This window comes from Paenibacillus tritici, from assembly GCF_018207515.1.
Classification (GTDB): Bacteria; Bacillota; Bacilli; order Paenibacillales; family Paenibacillaceae; genus Paenibacillus_AQ; species Paenibacillus_AQ tritici.
This window is the reverse complement of sequence record NZ_CP073365.1, coordinates 4,676,455-4,695,313: the sequence shown is the minus strand read 5'-3', so window position 1 is coordinate 4,695,313 and position 18,859 is coordinate 4,676,455. Positions and strand designations below refer to the sequence as shown.

Sequence of the window (18,859 nt, the reverse complement as noted above, 5' to 3'; positions counted from 1 at the left end):
GGACAGTCCTGCCTTTGCTGCAAGGTTCACCTTGAATTAATCGGTAATATTCCGTGTGTAGTACTCAATGATATCCTTACGGCGGATGATGCCGAGGAAGATTCCGCTGTCGTCCACAACAGGAACGAAGTTCTGGTCTGCGGCCAGGGTCAGCATATCCTCCATCTGCGAGTGGATCTCTACGCTCTCGTTATGCACATGACGCTGAATGGTGCCTACGGTCACCCCGGCCATATTCTCGAAGCTCATGCCATCGGTGGTCTTCAGTTTCCATAGCAGGTCGCCCTCCGACAAGGTCCCAACATATTTGCCTGCTTCGTCAATAATCGGAATGGCTGAATAATAATGATTCTCCAGCTGCTCCAGCGCTTCCCGCATGGAGATCGAGGAGGTGATGAACGCGACCTGATCTTTGGGCAGCAAAAAAGAGGATATTTCCATAAGTTAGTCTCCTTTTCAGTAGGATGTGTTCATAACGTTATTACAATTAAAACATAGAACATGTTGTAAGCGCATTAAAATTCAGGTTACAACTTTGAAATAAACTGGCTTCAGCGACAAATAGAAGGATAAGTTATCGTGTGCAACATATAACTTCTTATATTTTCAAAAAGGATATGCCGCCCTCCCAAGGGGAGAGCAGACATATCCTGAGAGTCTTTTGCAGCAGGGTTATGCTTAAGAGGGATCAGCCGTTCTGCCCGTTGTCCTGGCTGAGCTGCCACTGGATACCGAATTTGTCCGTCAGACTACCGTAGGTATTGCTCCAAAAGGTCTTCTGCAGCTCCATGCTTACTGTACCGCCTTCTTTGAGCTTGTTGAACCACCCGGTAATCTTCTCTTCATCGGCATCCATCAGCGTCAGGCTGATATTATTGCCTTCTGTGAACGGCATACCGGGGAACACATCGGAGAACATCACCGTACTGCCGGCAATCTGCAGTCTGGCGTGCATTACAAGCTTCTTGGCTTCTTCCGGCAGAGGGTGGGACGGATCGGGCGGAGCCTCGCCGAAAGTCATAATATGCGGGGCATCTGTCCCGAATACTTCAGCATAATATTCCACAGCTTCCCGGGTATTGCCATTGAAATTCAAGTACACATCAATTGCCACATACGTCACTCCTCTAGTGTCAAATTAAGGCAAGCTCGTTATTGTCACATTGTATCATGTGCCTGTCCATTTACAAATATACCGGGGCGCCGGGAGCGGGGGAAGGTTTAGATGGGGCAGTTAAAATATTGTTCACCCATGCATAACACTGCTCCAGCTGCTCTGCCAAGATGAGGTCTGAGCGGTGCTCGAACAGGATCTTCACTTCACTGTTCTCCTCTCGGATGATGCGGAGATAATCTTCAACCGGAGCCCAGCCGTCTGCGGGGCTTAATTCCGGCAATGCCGGATAGTGGCTGTGCTGGACGGTGTCCTTGACCTGAATATTCGACAGATGGATCAGTGCTGCATACTTGGTGTATTTTCTCAGGAGTGCCCGGGCATCGAAATGGGGGTCAAGCTTATCCTGCAGATGCAGCCGGGCAGTGTCCAGACATAGCTTAATGCCGGGATATTTCACTAACAGCTGTTCCAGGAAATCATGATTATAAACATAACTGCTCAGTCCGTCGAATTCCAGAATAGGCTGGAAATGATACTCAAGACTCTTCCGGCTAAGCCATTCAAAGAGATGCTCACTGCGCTCTATCAGATCTTCCAGAGAGATCTCACTCTCATATATATACTCTCTGCGGTCACCGAACCGCCAATAACGCCAGTCCACGCGGTCATCCAGGATGACCGGCTTCGGATAATGAAACAAGACATATCCGGGACGGAGCTTGACCATGTAATCCAGCTCTTCCTGGATATGCCGGAATGCTCCGGCACGCTCATGCTCATCTTGTGAGAGAAACAAGGCGTCGCGCAGCCGTGAAGCATCTGCTCGCAGCGGAAAGTGAACACCGGTATGGAAATTGTGTTTCTTCGCTTCGGCGATCAGATTGCTGCAATCTTCCTCTGTCTTGAAAGAACAAGCCTCGATACCGTAGAATCCGGTCTTGAAATCCTTATGAAATTTGCTGTAGTCAAACTCTCCATACTGACCAATCATGAATTGCTGCAAGTCATTCACCTCAAACTCAAATATGTTGTTGAGAATGTTAATTCGCCAGGATACAGTTTTTACCTGCCTGGCTGTTCAAGATAGACAGCAGTCAAGCCGTTCCATATACTGAAGACAAGTCTGGGATACAGCAGAGGAGGATCACTGTGACTATACAACATATTGCCGATCAGCGGCTGGTCCGTCAGCGGATTCAGGGGTCTGGGTCTGCCCCCCTTGAGCCCGGAGAGGTGGTAAGGTTGTTCGGGGCGATGCAGGCCCAGGATTATATGCAGGCGGTCTGGGCTGTCGGTCTGCGCACTCCCTCCGCCGGATTGCCGCAGGTGGAGCAGGCTATAAAGGGCAGGCAACTGCTGCTGACCTGGACGCTGCGCGGGACGCTTCATTTCGTTCCGCCTGAGAATGCCAAGTGGATGCTTCAGCTCTGCGCACCGCGGATTCTGCGCCAGGCGGCATCCAGATTGACCCAGCTCGGCCTCGACGACAAGAAGCTGGAGCGTTGCCGGAAGATCATCTATCATGCACTGAAGGGGGGGAGGCAGCTTCCGCGTCCTGAGCTGCTGAAGCTGCTGGAGGAGCAGGGTATGGATACAACCGGCCAGCGGGGATATCATATTCTGTGGCACAGCGCGTACAACGGACTGATCTGCTTCGGTTCGCGCAGCGGCAAGCAGCAGACCTTCGTGCTGCTGGACGAATGGGTGGAGCATTCGCGTGAGCTGTCCTTCGAAGAGTCACTGGCCGAGCTGGCCGGGACGTATTTCACAGCGCATGGGCCGGCCACTGTGCAGGACTTCGCCTGGTGGGCCGGACTGACGTTGACGGATGCAAGAGCAGGATTGGAGGCGGTGCGAAGCCGACTGCATTCTGAGACGATGGACGGCAGCGAATATTGGCAGCCGTTATCTGATCCGGCTTCCGCAGCCTTACCTGCCGCACGGGCAGGCGTTCATCTGCTGGCCGGATTCGATGAATTCATCCTCGGCTACAAAGACCGGAGTGCCGTGCTGGAACCGGAGACAGCGCCGCTGATTGTGCCGGGCAATAACGGAATTTTTCTGCCGATCGTGGTGGTTGACGGGCGGGTAGCCGGGACCTGGAAGCGGACGATCAAGACTAAAGGGGTGGAACTGCAAATCTCTACATTTGCCCCCTTGGATCTTCCGACCCAGGAAGGGGTGCGGCAGGCCGCGGAACGTTACGCCGCTTTTCTGAATTTGCCCTTAACCAGGCTTGAATATCTCGAAGTAACCTGAATAACTGCGCAGGATGCTCCATACGCCATGAAACTAGGCGCCTGGGGCATCTTTTTGTGTGCCGCCAGCAGGAATAATCTGGAGTGTTAGCGAATACTAGCGAATATCAACAAATTTCGACTTTTCTACTACATACATAAGTGGGGTTGTGCACAATGAAAACATGGAATAAGACATTGTTTTTGATCGTAACCTTTGGTTTGATCTTTCTGCTTCCCTTATTCGGGAGTCTGGCGAAATGGAAGGGGCTGCCGCCCGGTTACGGAGATTTCCCTGCCCAAAGGGTCGAAGCTGACCCGGGGTTCAGCCTGCTGTATTTCTCCCTTGCCTGTGTTGTGGCTCTGATCATTACGCTGGTTCTGGTATTTCCCGGCTGGTTTAGCTTCAAGAAGACGGCGGAAGCGCCCCGGAAGGCGGGAGCGCCTACGCCTTTCCCGGTATGGTTCTGGTGGAGTCTGCCGGTGTTTGTGCTGAGCTGGTTCCTGATGTGGGCACGGGTTAAGCTGTTTATCTCCTTGGAGCATTACACATTTGTTCCCCTGTGGTGGTCCTTTATTCTGATTCTTGACGGCTTCGTATACAAAAGAAATCAAGGGGCCTCGATTATATCGCGCAAGCCCCGGGTGATGCAGCTGCTGGCTGTGGTGTCATGCTTCAGCTGGTTTGCTTTTGAATACCTGAACTTCTTCGTCCTGGAGAACTGGTATTATCCCAATAATGAAGTGTTCTCGAATTTCGGCAATGTGTTCTGGTTCTCTTTATCCTATACCACCGTACTTCCGGCTATCTTTGAATGGTACCTGCTTCTCAAGACCTTCCGTCTGTTCCGCAGCCGCTATAGCCATGGCCCCAAGCTGAAGATGTCCCGGTCGTGGCTGATTGTGTATTATGTGCTCGGGCTGATTCTCGCGTTCGGCATGGGCTATTATCCGTACCTGCTGTTCTGGGTGCTGTGGGTTGCGCTTGTTCCTATGCTGTCTGCGGCAATGGCGCTTGTTGGGTACTGGACTCCTTTCACTCCGGTGAAGAACGGCGACTGGTCCAAAGTGATCCTGGTGGGGCTGGCTACCGTATTCAACGGCTTCTTCTGGGAGTTCTGGAACTTCGGCAGTGAGTGGTTCCATGATGATGCTCCTACCAATCCGAATTACTGGAAATATTCCGTGCCTTATCTGGACAAGTTCCACATTTTCTCCGAGATGCCGCTTCTGGGGTACTTCGGTTATCTGTTCTTTGGGCTTAATTGTTGGATTATCTGGCTGATTGCCGCATATGTGTTTAAATTCGACGCCGATATTGAAGTTACGGGAGAACAAGGAGAACAAGGCTAAAGGTGGAGTACAATGATTGCTAATGGCAACTATCAGGTGCTGGAGACCATTTCAGATCATCCTATAAAGGCAGTATACAGATGCAGCGGGGCTTCCTCTGGAGAAACGGTCATTCTCAAGGTGTTAAAATCGGAGTTCGCAACAACCGAAGCGGTGATGCGCTTCAAACAGGAATATAAGCTGCTTACTGAGCTTAGCCGCAGCACAGAAGGAGTCATCCGGCCCCTGAAGCTCGAAGAGCAGAACGGTCTCTATGTTATGGTGCTGGAGGACGCCGCCGGACGTTCACTGAAGCGGATTCTGGCGGAAGACAAGCCGGGGGAGGAGGCCTTGCTGAAGCTGGCGGTCAAGGTTGTGGATATTCTCGGCTCCATTCATGAGCAGAATGTGATCCACAAGGATATCAAGCCGTCCAACATTATCTGGAACCGGGAGAAGGATATTGTACAGGTGATTGACTTCGACCTTGCGGTGAAGCTGTCCAGGGAGAGGCGGGATTTCCAGAACAGCGGAGTACTGGAAGGCAGTCTACTGTATATCTCCCCTGAACAGACCGGCCGGATGAACCGCAATATTGATTACCGGAGTGACTATTATTCCCTGGGTGTCGTGCTGTACGAGATGATGACCGGAATCATGCCGTATCATTCACCCGAGATGCTGGAACAGATCTATTCTATTATTGCGAAGGAGGCAGTCTCCCCCCACAAAGTAACCGGAGGCAGAGTGCCCCGCGGCTTGTCGGCCGTTATTATGAAGCTGATGGAGAAGTCCTCGGAGGACAGGTACCGCAGCGCTCACGGCATCAAGGCCGATCTGAAGAAATGTCTGGCCGGGCAGGAGGATTTCGTGATTGGAACGGAGGACCGCCTGAACACCTTCCGCATTCCGCAAAAGATTGTCGGCAGGCAGGAGGAGCTCTCCCGCCTGGAGGAGGCATTCCGCAGCAGCGTCAAAGCGAATTCACAGCTGATGCTCGTCTCCGGGGATGCGGGAGCAGGCAAAACCGCACTGGTTCATGAGCTGCACCGGACGATCAGCCGGGAGAAGGGGCTGTTCGCAGAAGGGAAGTTCGACCAATACAATAAGAACATCCCGTACAGTGCATTCATCCAGGCCTTCCGCAGACTGGTCAGCCAGCTCCTGGAGAGTCCGGATGAGGATTACAAGAGTGAAGTCCGCCGTTCCTTAATGCGCGCACTTGGCGGCAATGGCGGGGTGATCACCGGATTAATCCCGGAGCTTGCCGCCTGGATCGGAGTCCAGCCGGAAGCGGAGCCTTTGAGTCCTGCCGAGGAGACGAACCGCTTCTTCCTGACCTTTGCCAACTTCATACAGGGAATTACAGCGCATCATAACAGGCCGCTGGTCCTCTTCCTGGATGATGTCCAGTGGGCGGATTACTCCAGCCTGCAGCTGGTGGAGAAGCTGGTGCTGGATAATCATCTGCAGAGGCTGTTTGTAATCTGCTCCTACCGGCAGAACGAGATTCACGAAGGTCATCCCTTGTTCAACGCAATGGCCAGAATGAATCGGAAACGCGAGGTCAGCCAGATTCAATTGCAGCCGCTGAAGGAGAACGATGTACAAAGCCTTGTGGCGGACACGCTGTACAGCAGTATGGAGCGGGTTCAGGATATTAGCGGACTCTTGTACAAACGGTCCAAGGGCAATTCTTTTTTTCTGACGGAAATGCTGAAGGACCTGTATAAACGGGGGGAACTGTATTTCGACAAGCTGAACGGGGAATGGAGCTGGAATCTGCAAAGGCTGGAGGAGCTGCCCGTCCATGACAGTGTGGTGGATTTCCTGGTCGGACAGCTGGAGCATCTGCCGGAGGAGGTCCGCAGCATCCTGATGCTTAGCTCAGCGGTCGGCAGTGAATTTGACTACGGAATGCTGACCCTGCTCGGAGAAGAACAGCCAGAGCGAGTTGCCGCGGCCATTACCCGGGCGGTGCAGGAAGAGTTCATTCTCCCGGCAGACCATAAATATGCGATATTCTCCGCTACACTGGCTGAATCCGGCGCGGAGGCAGCACAGGCAGGCATCCGGCTGAAATTCGCCCATGACCGGATTCAGCAGGCCTTCTACCAGCTGCTTGATGCGGAACGGGGGAAGAGGCTGCATCTTAGTATCGGCCGGCTTCTGCTGCGCAATCTCGGAGAGGAAGAGGTGGAGGATAAGCTTGTAGATATCGCAACCCATATGAACAAAGGGCTGGAATTAATCAGCGACAGCGCGGAGACGGATGAGGTCATCGCCCTGAATCTGCGTGCAGCACAGAAGGCCAAGGCCGGGTATGGTTATGATGCAGCCTTCATCCTGCTTGAAGCGGCAATTGAATTGCTTCCGGAGAATGCATGGATAACAGACCCGGGGCTGGCAGCGGAGATCTACAGATTGTATGCGGAATGCAGCTATCTTACCCACCATATTCCTCAGGCTGATCAGGCCTGCCGTCTGCTGCTGGAGCATACTGCAGACCGGATGGCTATCGCGGAAATCTATGAAATGCAGGCCAATCATTATATGTATCTGGGCATGATGCCCGAGTCGATTGCTTCTGGCAGGAGGGGCCTGCTGGCGCTGGGAATTAAGATTCCGTCCAAGGTGGGGATGGCCTCTGTTGTTAAGGAGCTGCTCGTCATCAAGGCCGCGCTGCGGGGAAGGACGCCGGAAGCGATATTTGCATTGCCGGAGATGACGGACCGGGACATGAAGCTGGTTATGCGGCTGCTGATTAACTTCATTCCGCCGGCGTTCATCTCGGGGGAGACTTCGCTGTTTGGCCTCGTGGTGCTGAAGAAGGTGGGGTTGACGCTGAAATATGGCAACTCGCCGGAGTCGGCCCTTGCTTTTATCGGCTACGCTATGCTCTTGTCCGGCTTCGGGGATACGAAGGGTGCATTCGCCTATGGGCGTCTGGGCATCAGAATTAATGACAAGTTCAATGATCTCCAGTGGAAAGGCGCGGCGCATGTCCTGTATACGCTGTTCAGCCACGCCTGGACGGAGCCTTGGGATACGCTTCAGGACTGGTTCGGCACCTCGATTGAAGCCAGTCTGCGCACAGGCGATTTGCTCTATCTGGCCCATTCTGCATTCTATGTGAATCTCTGGAACCCGTCGATGGATATCCCGGCCCAGCTCCAGGAGAGTACCCGGATGATCTCGATGATCGAGAACACCAAATATAAGGAATCCCTTGCTACAGCCCGGCTGGCGCGCCAGTATTTCCTCAGTCTTGCGGGTGAGCTACCGGAGCGCACTTCCTTCGACAGTGAATCCTTCAGCGAAGAGGCCTATCTGCGTGAGCTGCAGGAGGCCCGTTATTACTCGGGAATTGCGATTTATTATATTTACAAAATGAAGCTGCTGTTCCATTATGAGCAGCACCATGAAGCTTTGGAGTATATCGACCGGGCTTATCCGATTATCGGAACACTGGCCGGTTCTGCTTTTATGGAGGAATTCGCGCTCTATAGCTTCCTGAATCAGGCCTATGCCTATAAGGAATTGAGTATAAACGGCAAACGGAAGGCCAGGTCCAGAATGCGCAAGGAATTCGGCAGGGTACGCAAATGGGCCAGGAATGCGCCGGGGACCTTCCTCCAGCATGAATATCTGATGAGAGCCGAATGGGCCCGAATCTCCGGGAACGGGAGCCGGGCAGGCCATTACTATGACCTTGCGATTGAGACCAGCGAACAGGGGAGCTTCGTCCGCTATAAGGCACTCTCCAATGAGCTGGCGGCCAGATTCTATGTGGACAAGGGCTTCAATGAGTTTGCCGCCTATTTGCTCAGACAATCCGAATATTATTATTCGGTCTGGGGGGCCAAGGAGAAAATCGGGTTCATCAAGGAGCGTTACCCGTCCATCGTCCAGAAAATCAGCACCAAGGAGTTCCTGCACGGCAGGACAGTGACGGACTATACGGAGAGCATTGATCTGAATTCCATCATTCTGGCCTCACAGGCGATCTCCAAAGAAATTGAGCTGAACAACCTGCTGGAAGCGATGATGGAGATTGTCATCAAGAACGCCGGAGCGCAGCGGGGCTGTATCCTTATGACCTCTACAGCGAATCTTTTGGTCGAAGGGGAGTATAAGGCGGATACGGATAGAATCTCTGTAGCGATTCATGAGTCCCCGAGTCTGGATAATCTGCCTGCTGCCATCCTCAGACAGGTGGAGGAGAGCCGGGAGAGCCTGATCTATAATGATGCGTATTCAGAGACTCCTTTCGTGAATGATCCTTATATTGTGAGCCAGCAGCCGAAGTCCATGGTCTGTATGCCGCTGATTAATCAGAATAAGACGATTGCGATTATCTATCTGGAGAATAATCTGGTCACTGGTGTGTTCACCGAGCAGCGGATGAAGATTATTAATCTGTTATCCAGAGAGATGGTATTCTCGCTTGAGAATGCCAGTCTGTATACGGAGCTGGAACGTTCGGAGGAGAAATACCGTCAATTGGTCAACCATCTGCAGGACGGGGTTTTTGTTACCCAGGGCAAGCGGTGTGTGTACGTCAATGAGGCCTTGGCACAGATGCTGGGATATAAGACCGACGAGATGCTGGAGCAGCCCTTCGAGAATTTTATCAGTCCCCCGGAGAGGGAGAAGGTGATGCATTATTATGCCAGAAGAGTCGAAGGCAAGCAGGTGCCTGAAGAGTACGAGACCAGACTGCTGCATAAGGACAAGACCCGTGAAGTCATCGTTATCCACAAGGTGATCCGGATGACATATCTGGACAAGCCGGCGATTCAGGGAACTGTCAAGGATATTACCGAGCGCAAGAAGGCAGAGGAGGAGCTGCGGCGCCATAAGGAGCATCTGGAGGAGCTTGTGGCGGAACGGACGAAGGAGCTGGAGTTCAACAATGAGGAGCTGGGCAAATATATCGGACTGATTGAGCAAATCTCGATTACCGATGAATTGACCGGACTGTATAACCGCAGATACTTTAATAAGCTTTTCCTCAGCGAGGTAGACAAGGCGGCGGCAGGCAAAAGATATCTGTCCTATCTGATGCTTGATATTGATTATTTCAAGAAATTCAATGATACTTACGGACATTACGAAGGAGATACCGTACTGCGGCGAGTGGGTCAGGTGCTGAAGGAGCTGGCTGAACGGGCTGAGGGAGTCGCGTTCCGTCTGGGCGGTGAGGAATTCGGCATTGTGGTTGCCGGGTTCACCCCGTCCCAATCCCGGGAGTATGCCGAATCCATCCGACGGAGCATCGCGGAGCTGGGGATTCAGCATGATCTCAGCCCGGAATACGGCAGAATTACCGTCTCCATCGGCGTAGCCGCCGTACTCGTGGACGGACTGCGCGAGGAGGATATCTACAAGCTGGGTGACGATGCGCTGTATCAATCCAAGGCGGAAGGCCGCAACTGTGTCACATTGTTCGAGCGGTAAGAAGGGTACATAAATATGATTGGGGAGCTGTTGAAGCAATGAATACCGAAACCGAAACTGATACCGAAATGGAAACTGAAACCGAAACTGATACCGAAACTGAAATGGGCCAGCTGCTGGAGGCTCTACAAATCTCTCTGCCGCTGGTGCAGCGCCTTTTTCCGCTGGATGTGATGTTTGCCTTAACCGATGCGGAGAAGTTCATCTATCATCTGCCGGGCAAAGAGCTCCATGCCCGGGTCGGGGATGGAAGTCCCATTCCGCCGAGCGGGGGAATCCGGGCAGCGCTGGAGAGTGGAGAAGAGGTCAGCGCCACTATCCCCAAAGAAGTCTACGGGATACCCTTCAAGTCCTCATCCATGCCGGTCCGTGACCGGAACGGGGCGGTAATGGGTGTATTCACGGTCGGAATCAGCCTTAGTAATCAGGAGACGCTCAGTGAAGCGGCGAATGCACTGGCTGTGACCTCCGATGAGATCAGCTCGACCTCGGTAGAGATTGCGGGAACAGCCTCGGAGCTGGCGAATACCGTAGGTGATCTGAAGGTGCTGGGCCAGAAGGTGGTAGAGGATCTGCAGCAGACCGATGAGATTCTGGATTTCATCCGCAAGGTGGCGGAGAACTCCAACCTGCTGGGGCTTAATGCTGCTATCGAAGCGGCTCATGCGGCTGAGCATGGACGGGGCTTCGGCATCGTCGCACAGGAGATCCGCAAAATGTCGGTATCCAGCGCTTCATCGGCGAAGGATATCGCCGGCATTCTGCAGATGATCAAGCAGAAGATTAACCAGATGGATGCCGTACTGTCGGATTGTCTGGCCCAAAGCGAACGTCAGGCCGCCGCTACAGAGGAGATCACCGCCTCCATGCAGCAGCTTGCTGCTTCAGCTGTTGAGATTGAGAGTATCGCGCGGCTGATCTAGGCCGTAACGGTTACTTGTGTCAAATTGCTCCTCGCTGGCATAGAGTATCTAGACGAATGCCCAGATGCTATAGGCTCATTCAGTGATGAGGAGGAATGTACAATGCTTGATCCAGTATTGCAGGCACCGGACCTGAAGCTTGCTGCCGATTCAAACCAGGTACTTAATTATAAGCGGGATGCAAACAATTACATTACACAGCTTTTTGGCGAGCAGCTGCCCGCTATCCGCAACGGGTTCTTCAATGCCCGCATGAGCAAAGGATATATTGTCCAGCCGCACTGGCACACTAATGTGACAGAGATGGTCTTCGTGATCAGCGGTGAGCTGATCACCTCTGTGTTCGATCCGTTCACCCAGAAGCTGATGACTTACCATCTGAAGGCCGGACAAATCTCCGTCTTCCCGAAGGGCTGGTTCCACTGGATTCTGGCCGAGAGCGAGCATGCCCAGTTCCTGACGATCTTCGATGCGCCGACACCTGATATTGTGTATGGTTCAGACTTCCTGCGTGCGGTCCCCAAGGAGGTTATCCAGCAGGCTTATTGCATCAGTGAAGAGGATTACGCCAAGGCCGTGGCTCCGCTTAAGGAATCCATTATTCTGGGGCCGCCTCCAGGCTGCGCTGTCGCCGGTACTGCTGCTACAAATGCACAAATGATGTCTAATGCGGCAATGCCGGAAGCAATGTACACGAACAATGCTAACAACGCGAGTTATGCCAACAACGCGGGCTACAATAACGCGAACAATGCAAATAACGGCAGATACGCCAATAGTGCTAACAATGCGAATAATGGCAGCTACGCCAACAACGCCAACAACGCCAGCACCGCCAAAAGTATGCCGTCTTACACAGCCCAGCAGCCGGCCGCAGCCTTCTATCCTTATCCGCTGTACCCGCGCCGTTAACTGAGACGGAATTAGTTGGATTTTTAACACTTGCTGATGGATGAATCGCCCTTGCTACAACAGCAGTTGGACAAACAACACTTAATTTAGGTAGTTCCACCCCATGTAGCGAAAAGGAACAATATTAGATGCTGTTTATCCACTTGCTTCCCATAATTACTCATAAAACAGGAATTTAAGATACGTTTATCCACTTGCTTGTTACAAGGAGGCGGAGCACGGGCAGCCATTTATCCTTATCCGCTGTATCCGCGCCTAACTGAACATCGGCATGTCACGCAAAAACGGCTACGCTATCCTTTAAAGGACGGCGTAGCCGTTTTTGGGCTGGGGTAGCAGAGCCTGACCCCTCATTGAAAGGCAAGGCCGGGGATGCCGCTACCGGAGTCCCGACCTCTTCAGCCACATCAATCCCTTCTTTTGATAGAGTCAGAAGGATTCCCTCTCAAAGAAATTGAATTACTGTATGGATTTTTTCTGTGACTCCAGATTCTATTTGATTGACAGGTTAATTCTTATTCTCTGAAAATGATCTTTCCACCCTTTGGATACAACTTGACCGAATAATCATCCTGGCCGTAAGAGATGATGATGTTTCGTGCTTTGAGCCAATAGCTGTCAGCTTCACCTTGAAGTTCAGATGCCCTTTGGGAAGATTGGTTCTTCAGATAGTGCAACCCCTGGTGGTACACCTCTTCCCCCGGGAGGAGGACCTCCGTTTCATGGAGGGTCCAGTTATAGATCAGATAAGTCTCGCCATTCACCAGGTAGAGGACATCCTTGAACTGGGCATTGTCCTGACTAAGTGTATCATATTTCTCTGCACCGGAAGCATAGCCGGTTGAGAGAGTACGGGGGCGGATGCCCTGAGTGCGCAAAGATTTAAACAAGGTAATGTAGTTCCCCTTGAGCTTGCTATACTCACCTAATTGAAGCAGATTATGTGCCGGAGTGGAGCGGTAATAATCATTCAGGATGCTGCCGTAGAGGTGATTGCAGAGCATGGTTAACATAATCGTGAATAAGATGGAGCCCCCGGCAGCTGCCAGACTGCTAACTCGCCCGTTTTTGAACAGCACCATGTTCAGTAGGTAAAAAAATATCAGACTAAGCAAGACGGCTAGCGGATAATACAGCCGGATAAAATGTGGTCCCGAATACAATTCTTTGGATCTGAAGGTGAAATAACCTATTCCAAACAAAATGATCGTTAGGGTGTTAAGTATAATCTGGATCAAGAGAGGCCTCATAGGTAGTCTCCTAAAGTTGCAGAATTTGAGCGGTAGATTCGTTACTACATTATTGCAGATAGGTAATGACCTGCTCTATCGTCTCTGCCCCCCTCAAGAATCGGCTGATCATTACACTCGCATCCTGCCTGGTGAGGACGCCGTCTGGTCGGAAGCTGTTGTCATAATAACCGGTAATTGCACCGAGTCGTGTACCGGTCATAACATCATTGTAAAACCAGTTCGTTTCATCCACATCCGTAAAGCTTTTGGCCGGGCCGTCAACAGGAGCATCCGGTATAAATGCCCGGTTAAAAAAGGCCAGGAACTCCGCACGGGTGACTTGCTTCCCGGGTTGAAAGCTATCATCGTTGTAGCCTTGAATATATCCATTGTCGAGCCATTCCCCGATGGATTTCTCATCATAATATGGAAACTTATCCAAAAGCACCTTTTCTACTATATAGTTAAACAATTTATGGATCAATAGAGTTTTGCATAGATATTTAGAAAATTTCGGGAGAGATGCGGAATATTGAGGACATCTGGATCGTGTATTGAGGGGACAAAGCACATTTTCTCGCGTACTTGATGGTTCTGTTGCCCAAACGGTATATGAAATGGCCGGTGAGCTGCACCAATTCAACCGGGTTCAGAAGCAGTTCTTCCAGAATGCGTCCCACGAGCTGAAATCTCCACTGATGTCGATAGCAGGTTATGCGGAAGGGATTAGAGACGGTATTTTTGAAGGGGAAGGAGTCCGTAAAGGTCTCGATATTTTCCAGAGTGAAGGCGGGCGGTTGCGTGATCTGGTCAGTGAAATGACGCTGCTGGCCAAGCTGGACAGTGAAGAGGATATTTACAAGGCGGAGGCAACAGATCTTGAGGAGCTGCTGAGCGAGGCTGTTTCACAGGTTCGTCAAAGGGAAGCAGGGGGAATCCGGGCTGGGTCTCGCCATCGCACGCGCCATTGTAGAGCGCTGCGGCGGAAGGATTACCGCCCGGAACCGCCTGGAGGGCGGTGCTGTCTTCACCTTTGAGTTCCCGTCCACTTCCGGCAGTGTTTAATATTCGTTGAACATTGCAGCAATTTCGTCGTAGCCGGTGGTCTGTGTCAGTGCCAGGGAGAGCAGAATTCTTGCTTTTTGCGGCACCAGGCTGTTGCATGGAATGGAATTGGCAGACAGGTCGATGTACGAGTCCTTCAGTGTGATTCCGCTGGAGATGCGCGAGCAGCGGACAACAGGGATATTATTGTTCTTCAGCTCGCCGACTTTATCAATCCACGGCTTGCTGTAGATGCCTCCGCCTGCACCGGCAATCACAATCCCCTTGGAGATCGTGGCCAGATAGTCTAGGATGCCGGGATCGGCATCGACATGGAAATAAGCTACGGATACGGCGGGAAGCTCTGTCATGACAGATACATCGAACTCCGTTGCAGTCGTATGCCGCTTAAGGGTGCGGGTGTAGAAAAAAGCATGACTGTCACGCATGTAGCCCAGGCAGCCGAAATCGCGCTCATCGAAGGCATTGGCCTTGAAGGTGTTCACCTTCTGCACATCGCGCCCGCTATAGATGCCTTCTGCGAAGACAACCATCACACCCTGCCCCGTAGCATCCGGATTCGCCGCAAGGGCTACCGATTGATACAGATTGAGGGGGCCGTCGGCACTAATGGCGGTAGCCGGACGCATGGAGCCGGTAATGATTACTGGTTTGTCGGTCTTGATCACCAGGTTCAGGAAGTAAGAGGTCTCATCCAGCGTGTCGGTGCCGTGGGTAATAACGAACCCGTGCACATCTTCCCGGAGGGCAAGCGTGTTAATATATGCAGCCAGGGTAAGCCAATGCCCGCTGGTAATATCGGCGCTGCACAGATTGCTGACCTGTACGCCTGCACAATTGGCAAGCCGTTCAAGGTGAGGCACGCTATCCAGCAGGTCCTGCACGGGCAAGGCTCCAGGCTCGTAATTCAAGGTTTTGTGGGCTTCTCCGCTGCCGGCAATGGTTCCGCCGGTGGCCAGAATGACCACATTTTTGAGGCCGGGATTATAATAAGGGGAAGCGGTGAAATTCACTTCTGGTATGGTATTCAGCATAGATCGTTTCCTTTCAGGTTGAATCAGATTGAAGGTACTGGAGTGACATTGAATGTATTATAACATTCATTCCTCAAAGCGTGACATAGTTAGGTATAATAAGTGGAAATACATATATTCATCTCCAAGAAAAGAGGGAAAAGAATGCAGAAGTTAGATAATCAGGACTATGCCTTGGCATTGCCGCTGTTAAGTGAAGTGAAGATCAATACCCTGTTCGCCGGAGGAGTGCTGGGCGGGCAGACTACGGGCAAGGTCTATGTGGACTCTGTGCAGAACCCGCGTACCTTCTATGTAGCCCATGATTTTGGGATGTCACTGCTTTACGGGGATTCGGGCAATGAGGATTTTAACCGGAGCTTATCGGACTATATGACGAATAAGAAAGGGAACCGTCATTCGGTGGAATGGCTGCAGGCTGATCCGGCAGGAGGCTGGGAGCAGCTGCTGGAGTCCACGGTCACTGAGCATAACGCATTGTTATCTAAGGCAGATCCGAATCTTCAAGCGTCTGATAAGCGGAGGATTGATATCCAGACCCGGGTGAATTTTACTTTTGATCAGGAGGTCTACCATAGAGCGAAGAAGCAAGGATTCCGGCAGGATGCCGTCATTGTTCAGATGACTGGTGAGGGGTTCGACGAGCAGGCAGGTTCGGTGATTCCGCGTTATTTCTGGCGGAATGCGGAACACTTCCGCAATTCAGGCATGGGCTACACTTTGCTCTGGGAGGGGGAGAAGGCCTCCAGTGCATTCTCCGCTTACCGTACAGCGGATCAGCTGGAGATCGGAATTGAATCGGCAGCTGGCCACCGGGGCAAGGGGTTCGCCTTCTCCGTATGTTGTGCGCTCATCGACTATTGTCTGGAGCATGGACTGGAGCCGGTGTGGGGCTGCCGGCTGGAGAATAAGGGATCTTATCAACTGGCGCAGAAGCTGGGCTTCAAGCCGTCGCTGAACATTCCGTACTACCGGTTGGCTGAGTAACAAATAGAGCTGTCCCACCAGCCATATCATGGCTTGTGGGACAGCTCTTCTTTGTACCGCCGCTCAGCTGCAATAGTTCTAGATCTTCCGAGCCTCCACGAAGCAGTGGAGATGCAGCGGGGACAGTACCTTCAGTCCTTCGCCCAGCCCGAAGCCCTTGCCTTCGGCAAGCTGGCGGCCTTGCTCATGGAAGTAGATCCGGTACAAGCCCAGCATCTCCTCACTGAATTGGCTGCGGTGCAGAGCCATGGCGTCGAACTTCCGCTCGAAGTGGTCGGTAATGTCAATGACCGTATTCGGCTCTGAGGTGAAGTAGAAGCTTATCGCCTTCGGCTGCCAAGGCCGGGTGCTTGTCCCTCTGGGATAGAGGGGAAGTCCGGACGACAGGAAGGCCTGGGCGGCAGCTCTGCCCGTGACAATATGATCATAATGCGCTTCATAGCTCAGCCACGGATCAGGACAGAATATAACATCCGGCTGCACGGTGCGGATGATCTCGGCAATCTCTTCCGCGAGCGCCGGAATATGCTCCAGTGTACCGTCTCCATGGTCCAGTTGGTGGAACACCGTGGCTCCCAGCGATCGTCCGGCAGCTTCCAGTTCGTGTGCACGGATCGCTGCGATCTCGGCTGAAGACAGATGCTCATCCACCGCGCCCAGATCCCCGTTCGTGACGGTTAAATAATGAATTTCGCAGCCCTTCTCCGCGAAGGAGGCGATCGTGCCGCCGAGGCCCACTTCATTGTCGTCCGGGTGCGGCTGAATACATAACAGCTTGCGGCAGTCTGAAAGGTCGGGTGGCGACATCAGTGCCGATATTGTGGATATATCCATATTCCAAATACCTCCTTATTAATCTGTGGAAAGGGTACAGTTAGTCCCTCTCAAGGTTCTCCCCGTCATCATCTCTCCTCCGTCCGCTACCATCCTCCCGCTAGCCCCTTACAAAGAACGGCTGTGATTCAAATCGCTCAGGATCTGCACCCGCTGCTTCTCGCTTATATTATAGAACAGAATCGGCAGAATAGCGGCCAGGAAGCAGAGTGCGGGCAGCAGGAACATCACGAAGCTAAGGCCGTGCTGGAGTCTCGGGGTAGCCGGCTGATTCTCCACATAGCTTAGCAGGCCGAGACTGGCCCCGATAATAAGCCGCGACAACGCCCCGCTGAACTTCGTAATGAAGGTGTTCGTGGAGAACACAATGCCTTCGCCCCGGAAGCCCAGCTTCCACTCCGAATAATCAATGGTATCGAGCAGCATCGAAGTACTGACGATGGTAGTCATGCCGGAGAAGAAGAAGCTGACCGCGAAGAACACCAGCGTATTCAGCACATTGTGGTCACCCAGCAGATAAGGCAGGAGGCAGGCTATGCTTCCCAGAATGCAGGAGACAATGAACACCTTCTTCTTGGAAAAGCGGCGCAACAGCGGCGGTGTAGCGGTCATCCCCAGCAGCATACCGACGACCAGGGCGATTCCGACCTGTGTGGCATACCCCGCATCCCCCCAGACATAGACCACATAATAGAGCTGAATGCTCTGCCGGATGCCGTTCACCAGATTGATAATCAGCAGCGAGGCGAGCAGGGTGAGCAGCGGCTTGTTTTTATACACCGTCTGCAGGTTGTGGCGGAACGAAATAGTCTCAGCGGAAGGAACCACCCGTTCCTTGGTGAGCATTCCGGTCAGGAAGATCGACAGCGCCGCAATGACCCCGATAATGATGGCCGAATACAGATAAGCTTCAGTAGTCCGTTCACCGCCGAAGGCGAGCAGAAGCTGGATTCCGCCGACGGTGATGACGACCGCGCCGAGCGTTCCGCCGATTTTGCCTAAAGTGACAAATAAGGTACGTTCACCCGGATCGGTGGAGACTACGGACGATAAGGCCCATAGCGGGGTATCGCAGACCGTGTACAGCATTCCCCAGAGCAGATAGGATACGGTGGCAATCACCAGTGTCAGGGTGGGAGAACCGCCGAAGTCCCAGAAGCAGACGATAGTCGCCAGCGCGATAAGGAACGGGGCAAACAGCAGATAAGGCCGGAATTTGCCCCATCTGGAGCGTGTTTTGTCGGTAATCATGCCCATTAGCGGGTCCAGACAAGCATCGACAATGCTCGCCACCACCAGAATGACACTGGCTGTAGTAGCCTGAATCCCCAGCAGATCCGTATAGAAGAACAATATATACATCGACATGAAGCTGTACAGCATATTCTGGCCCAGCAGACCGCCTGAGAAAATCACTTTTTCGGCCACAGTTACTTTTGTTGACATGGCAGGCCTCTTTTCGCTAAGGATAATAATAGATGGATTGAATCCATTGCTAATTATGTTTATTTATAACTTAATTCTAGGTTCTGTCAAGCAGAATCTGGCTGTTGCTGTAAAGCGGCGAATGAACGTATTGATGAAGGGGTAAATTGCACTTGAGTCAACGAAATAAATGTGAAAATTCAAAATTATGATATTAATTTTTAGCATAAAATGTCGAAATATAGCTAAAGATGTTCCTTCGGCTGATAGGGGAGTGTAAGAATAACGCCGACAAGAAGGA

General features: G+C 52.2%; 14 protein-coding genes and 1 pseudogene. 7 read left to right on the top strand and 8 right to left on the bottom strand.

Annotated features, from left to right (window positions below):
* Positions 1-36 precede the first annotated feature (36 nt).
* From KDC22_RS20330 to KDC22_RS20320, 3 genes are all read right to left on the bottom strand, one after another.
* Complete coding sequence (locus KDC22_RS20330) at positions 37-441, bottom strand: CBS domain-containing protein (RefSeq protein ID WP_173132707.1); 405 nt, start codon at positions 439-441, stop codon at positions 37-39.
* Positions 442-688: 247 nt separating this feature from the next.
* Positions 689-1,114, bottom strand: coding sequence for a VOC family protein (locus tag KDC22_RS20325; RefSeq protein ID WP_211720152.1), 426 nt, complete (start codon positions 1,112-1,114; stop codon positions 689-691).
* 70 nt (positions 1,115-1,184) lie between these two features.
* On the bottom strand, positions 1,185-2,108 hold the full coding sequence (locus KDC22_RS20320; protein ID WP_246552788.1) for a TIM barrel protein: 924 nt from the start codon (positions 2,106-2,108) through the stop codon (positions 1,185-1,187).
* Positions 2,109-2,266: 158 nt separating this feature from the next.
* On the opposite strand from KDC22_RS20320, the gene KDC22_RS20315 reads away from it, so the two are divergent.
* From KDC22_RS20315 to KDC22_RS33880, 5 genes are all read left to right on the top strand, one after another.
* Positions 2,267-3,376 carry a winged helix DNA-binding domain-containing protein gene (locus tag KDC22_RS20315; RefSeq protein ID WP_246552785.1) on the top strand — a complete coding sequence of 370 codons (1,110 nt, stop codon included), beginning with the start codon at positions 2,267-2,269 and terminating at the stop codon, positions 3,374-3,376.
* 155 nt (positions 3,377-3,531) lie between these two features.
* Positions 3,532-4,707 carry a small-conductance mechanosensitive channel gene (locus KDC22_RS20310; protein WP_211720151.1) on the top strand — a complete coding sequence of 392 codons (1,176 nt, stop codon included), beginning with the start codon at positions 3,532-3,534 and terminating at the stop codon, positions 4,705-4,707.
* Positions 4,708-4,719: 12 nt separating this feature from the next.
* A complete protein-coding gene (locus tag KDC22_RS20305; RefSeq protein ID WP_211720150.1) occupies positions 4,720-10,146 on the top strand; it encodes a diguanylate cyclase in 5,427 nt (1,808 codons plus the stop codon).
* 68 nt (positions 10,147-10,214) lie between these two features.
* Entirely contained in the window at positions 10,215-11,069 is an 855-nt protein-coding gene (locus KDC22_RS20300) for a methyl-accepting chemotaxis protein (protein ID WP_211720149.1), read from the top strand.
* Positions 11,070-11,171: 102 nt separating this feature from the next.
* Positions 11,172-11,981: a cupin domain-containing protein gene (locus KDC22_RS33880; RefSeq protein WP_211720148.1), complete on the top strand. Its 810-nt coding sequence runs from the start codon at positions 11,172-11,174 to the stop codon at positions 11,979-11,981.
* A gap of 515 nt (positions 11,982-12,496) precedes the next feature.
* On the opposite strand, the gene KDC22_RS20290 is transcribed toward KDC22_RS33880, so the two are convergent.
* A complete protein-coding gene (locus tag KDC22_RS20290) occupies positions 12,497-13,063 on the bottom strand; it encodes a hypothetical protein (protein WP_211720147.1) in 567 nt (188 codons plus the stop codon).
* 217 nt (positions 13,064-13,280) lie between these two features.
* Entirely contained in the window at positions 13,281-13,655 is a 375-nt protein-coding gene (locus tag KDC22_RS20285) for an S-layer homology domain-containing protein (protein WP_211720146.1), read from the bottom strand.
* A 148-nt stretch (positions 13,656-13,803) separates the two neighbouring features.
* Here KDC22_RS20285 and KDC22_RS20280 point away from each other — a divergent pair.
* Positions 13,804-14,278, top strand: a pseudogene (locus KDC22_RS20280) (histidine kinase dimerization/phospho-acceptor domain-containing protein); the annotation flags it as partial.
* Here KDC22_RS20280 and KDC22_RS20275 read toward each other — a convergent pair.
* Positions 14,275-15,312, bottom strand: coding sequence for an asparaginase (locus KDC22_RS20275; RefSeq protein ID WP_173132745.1), 1,038 nt, complete (start codon positions 15,310-15,312; stop codon positions 14,275-14,277). The pseudogene KDC22_RS20280 and the gene KDC22_RS20275 sit on opposite strands and share 4 nt — an antisense overlap.
* Before the next feature lie 144 nt (positions 15,313-15,456).
* On the opposite strand from KDC22_RS20275, the gene KDC22_RS20270 reads away from it, so the two are divergent.
* Entirely contained in the window at positions 15,457-16,299 is an 843-nt protein-coding gene (locus tag KDC22_RS20270; RefSeq protein WP_211720145.1) for a GNAT family N-acetyltransferase, read from the top strand.
* Between the two features lie 78 nt (positions 16,300-16,377).
* Here the strand turns inward: KDC22_RS20270 and KDC22_RS20265 are convergent, their stop codons facing one another.
* Together KDC22_RS20265 and KDC22_RS20260 are read right to left on the bottom strand one after the other, a co-directional pair.
* Positions 16,378-17,133 (bottom strand): PIG-L deacetylase family protein, encoded by a 756-nt coding sequence (locus tag KDC22_RS20265; RefSeq protein WP_211720144.1) that lies wholly within the window; start codon positions 17,131-17,133, stop codon positions 16,378-16,380.
* Between the two features lie 108 nt (positions 17,134-17,241).
* A complete protein-coding gene (locus tag KDC22_RS20260; protein ID WP_211720143.1) occupies positions 17,242-18,579 on the bottom strand; it encodes an MFS transporter in 1,338 nt (445 codons plus the stop codon).
* Between the last annotated feature and the right edge of the window lie 280 nt (positions 18,580-18,859).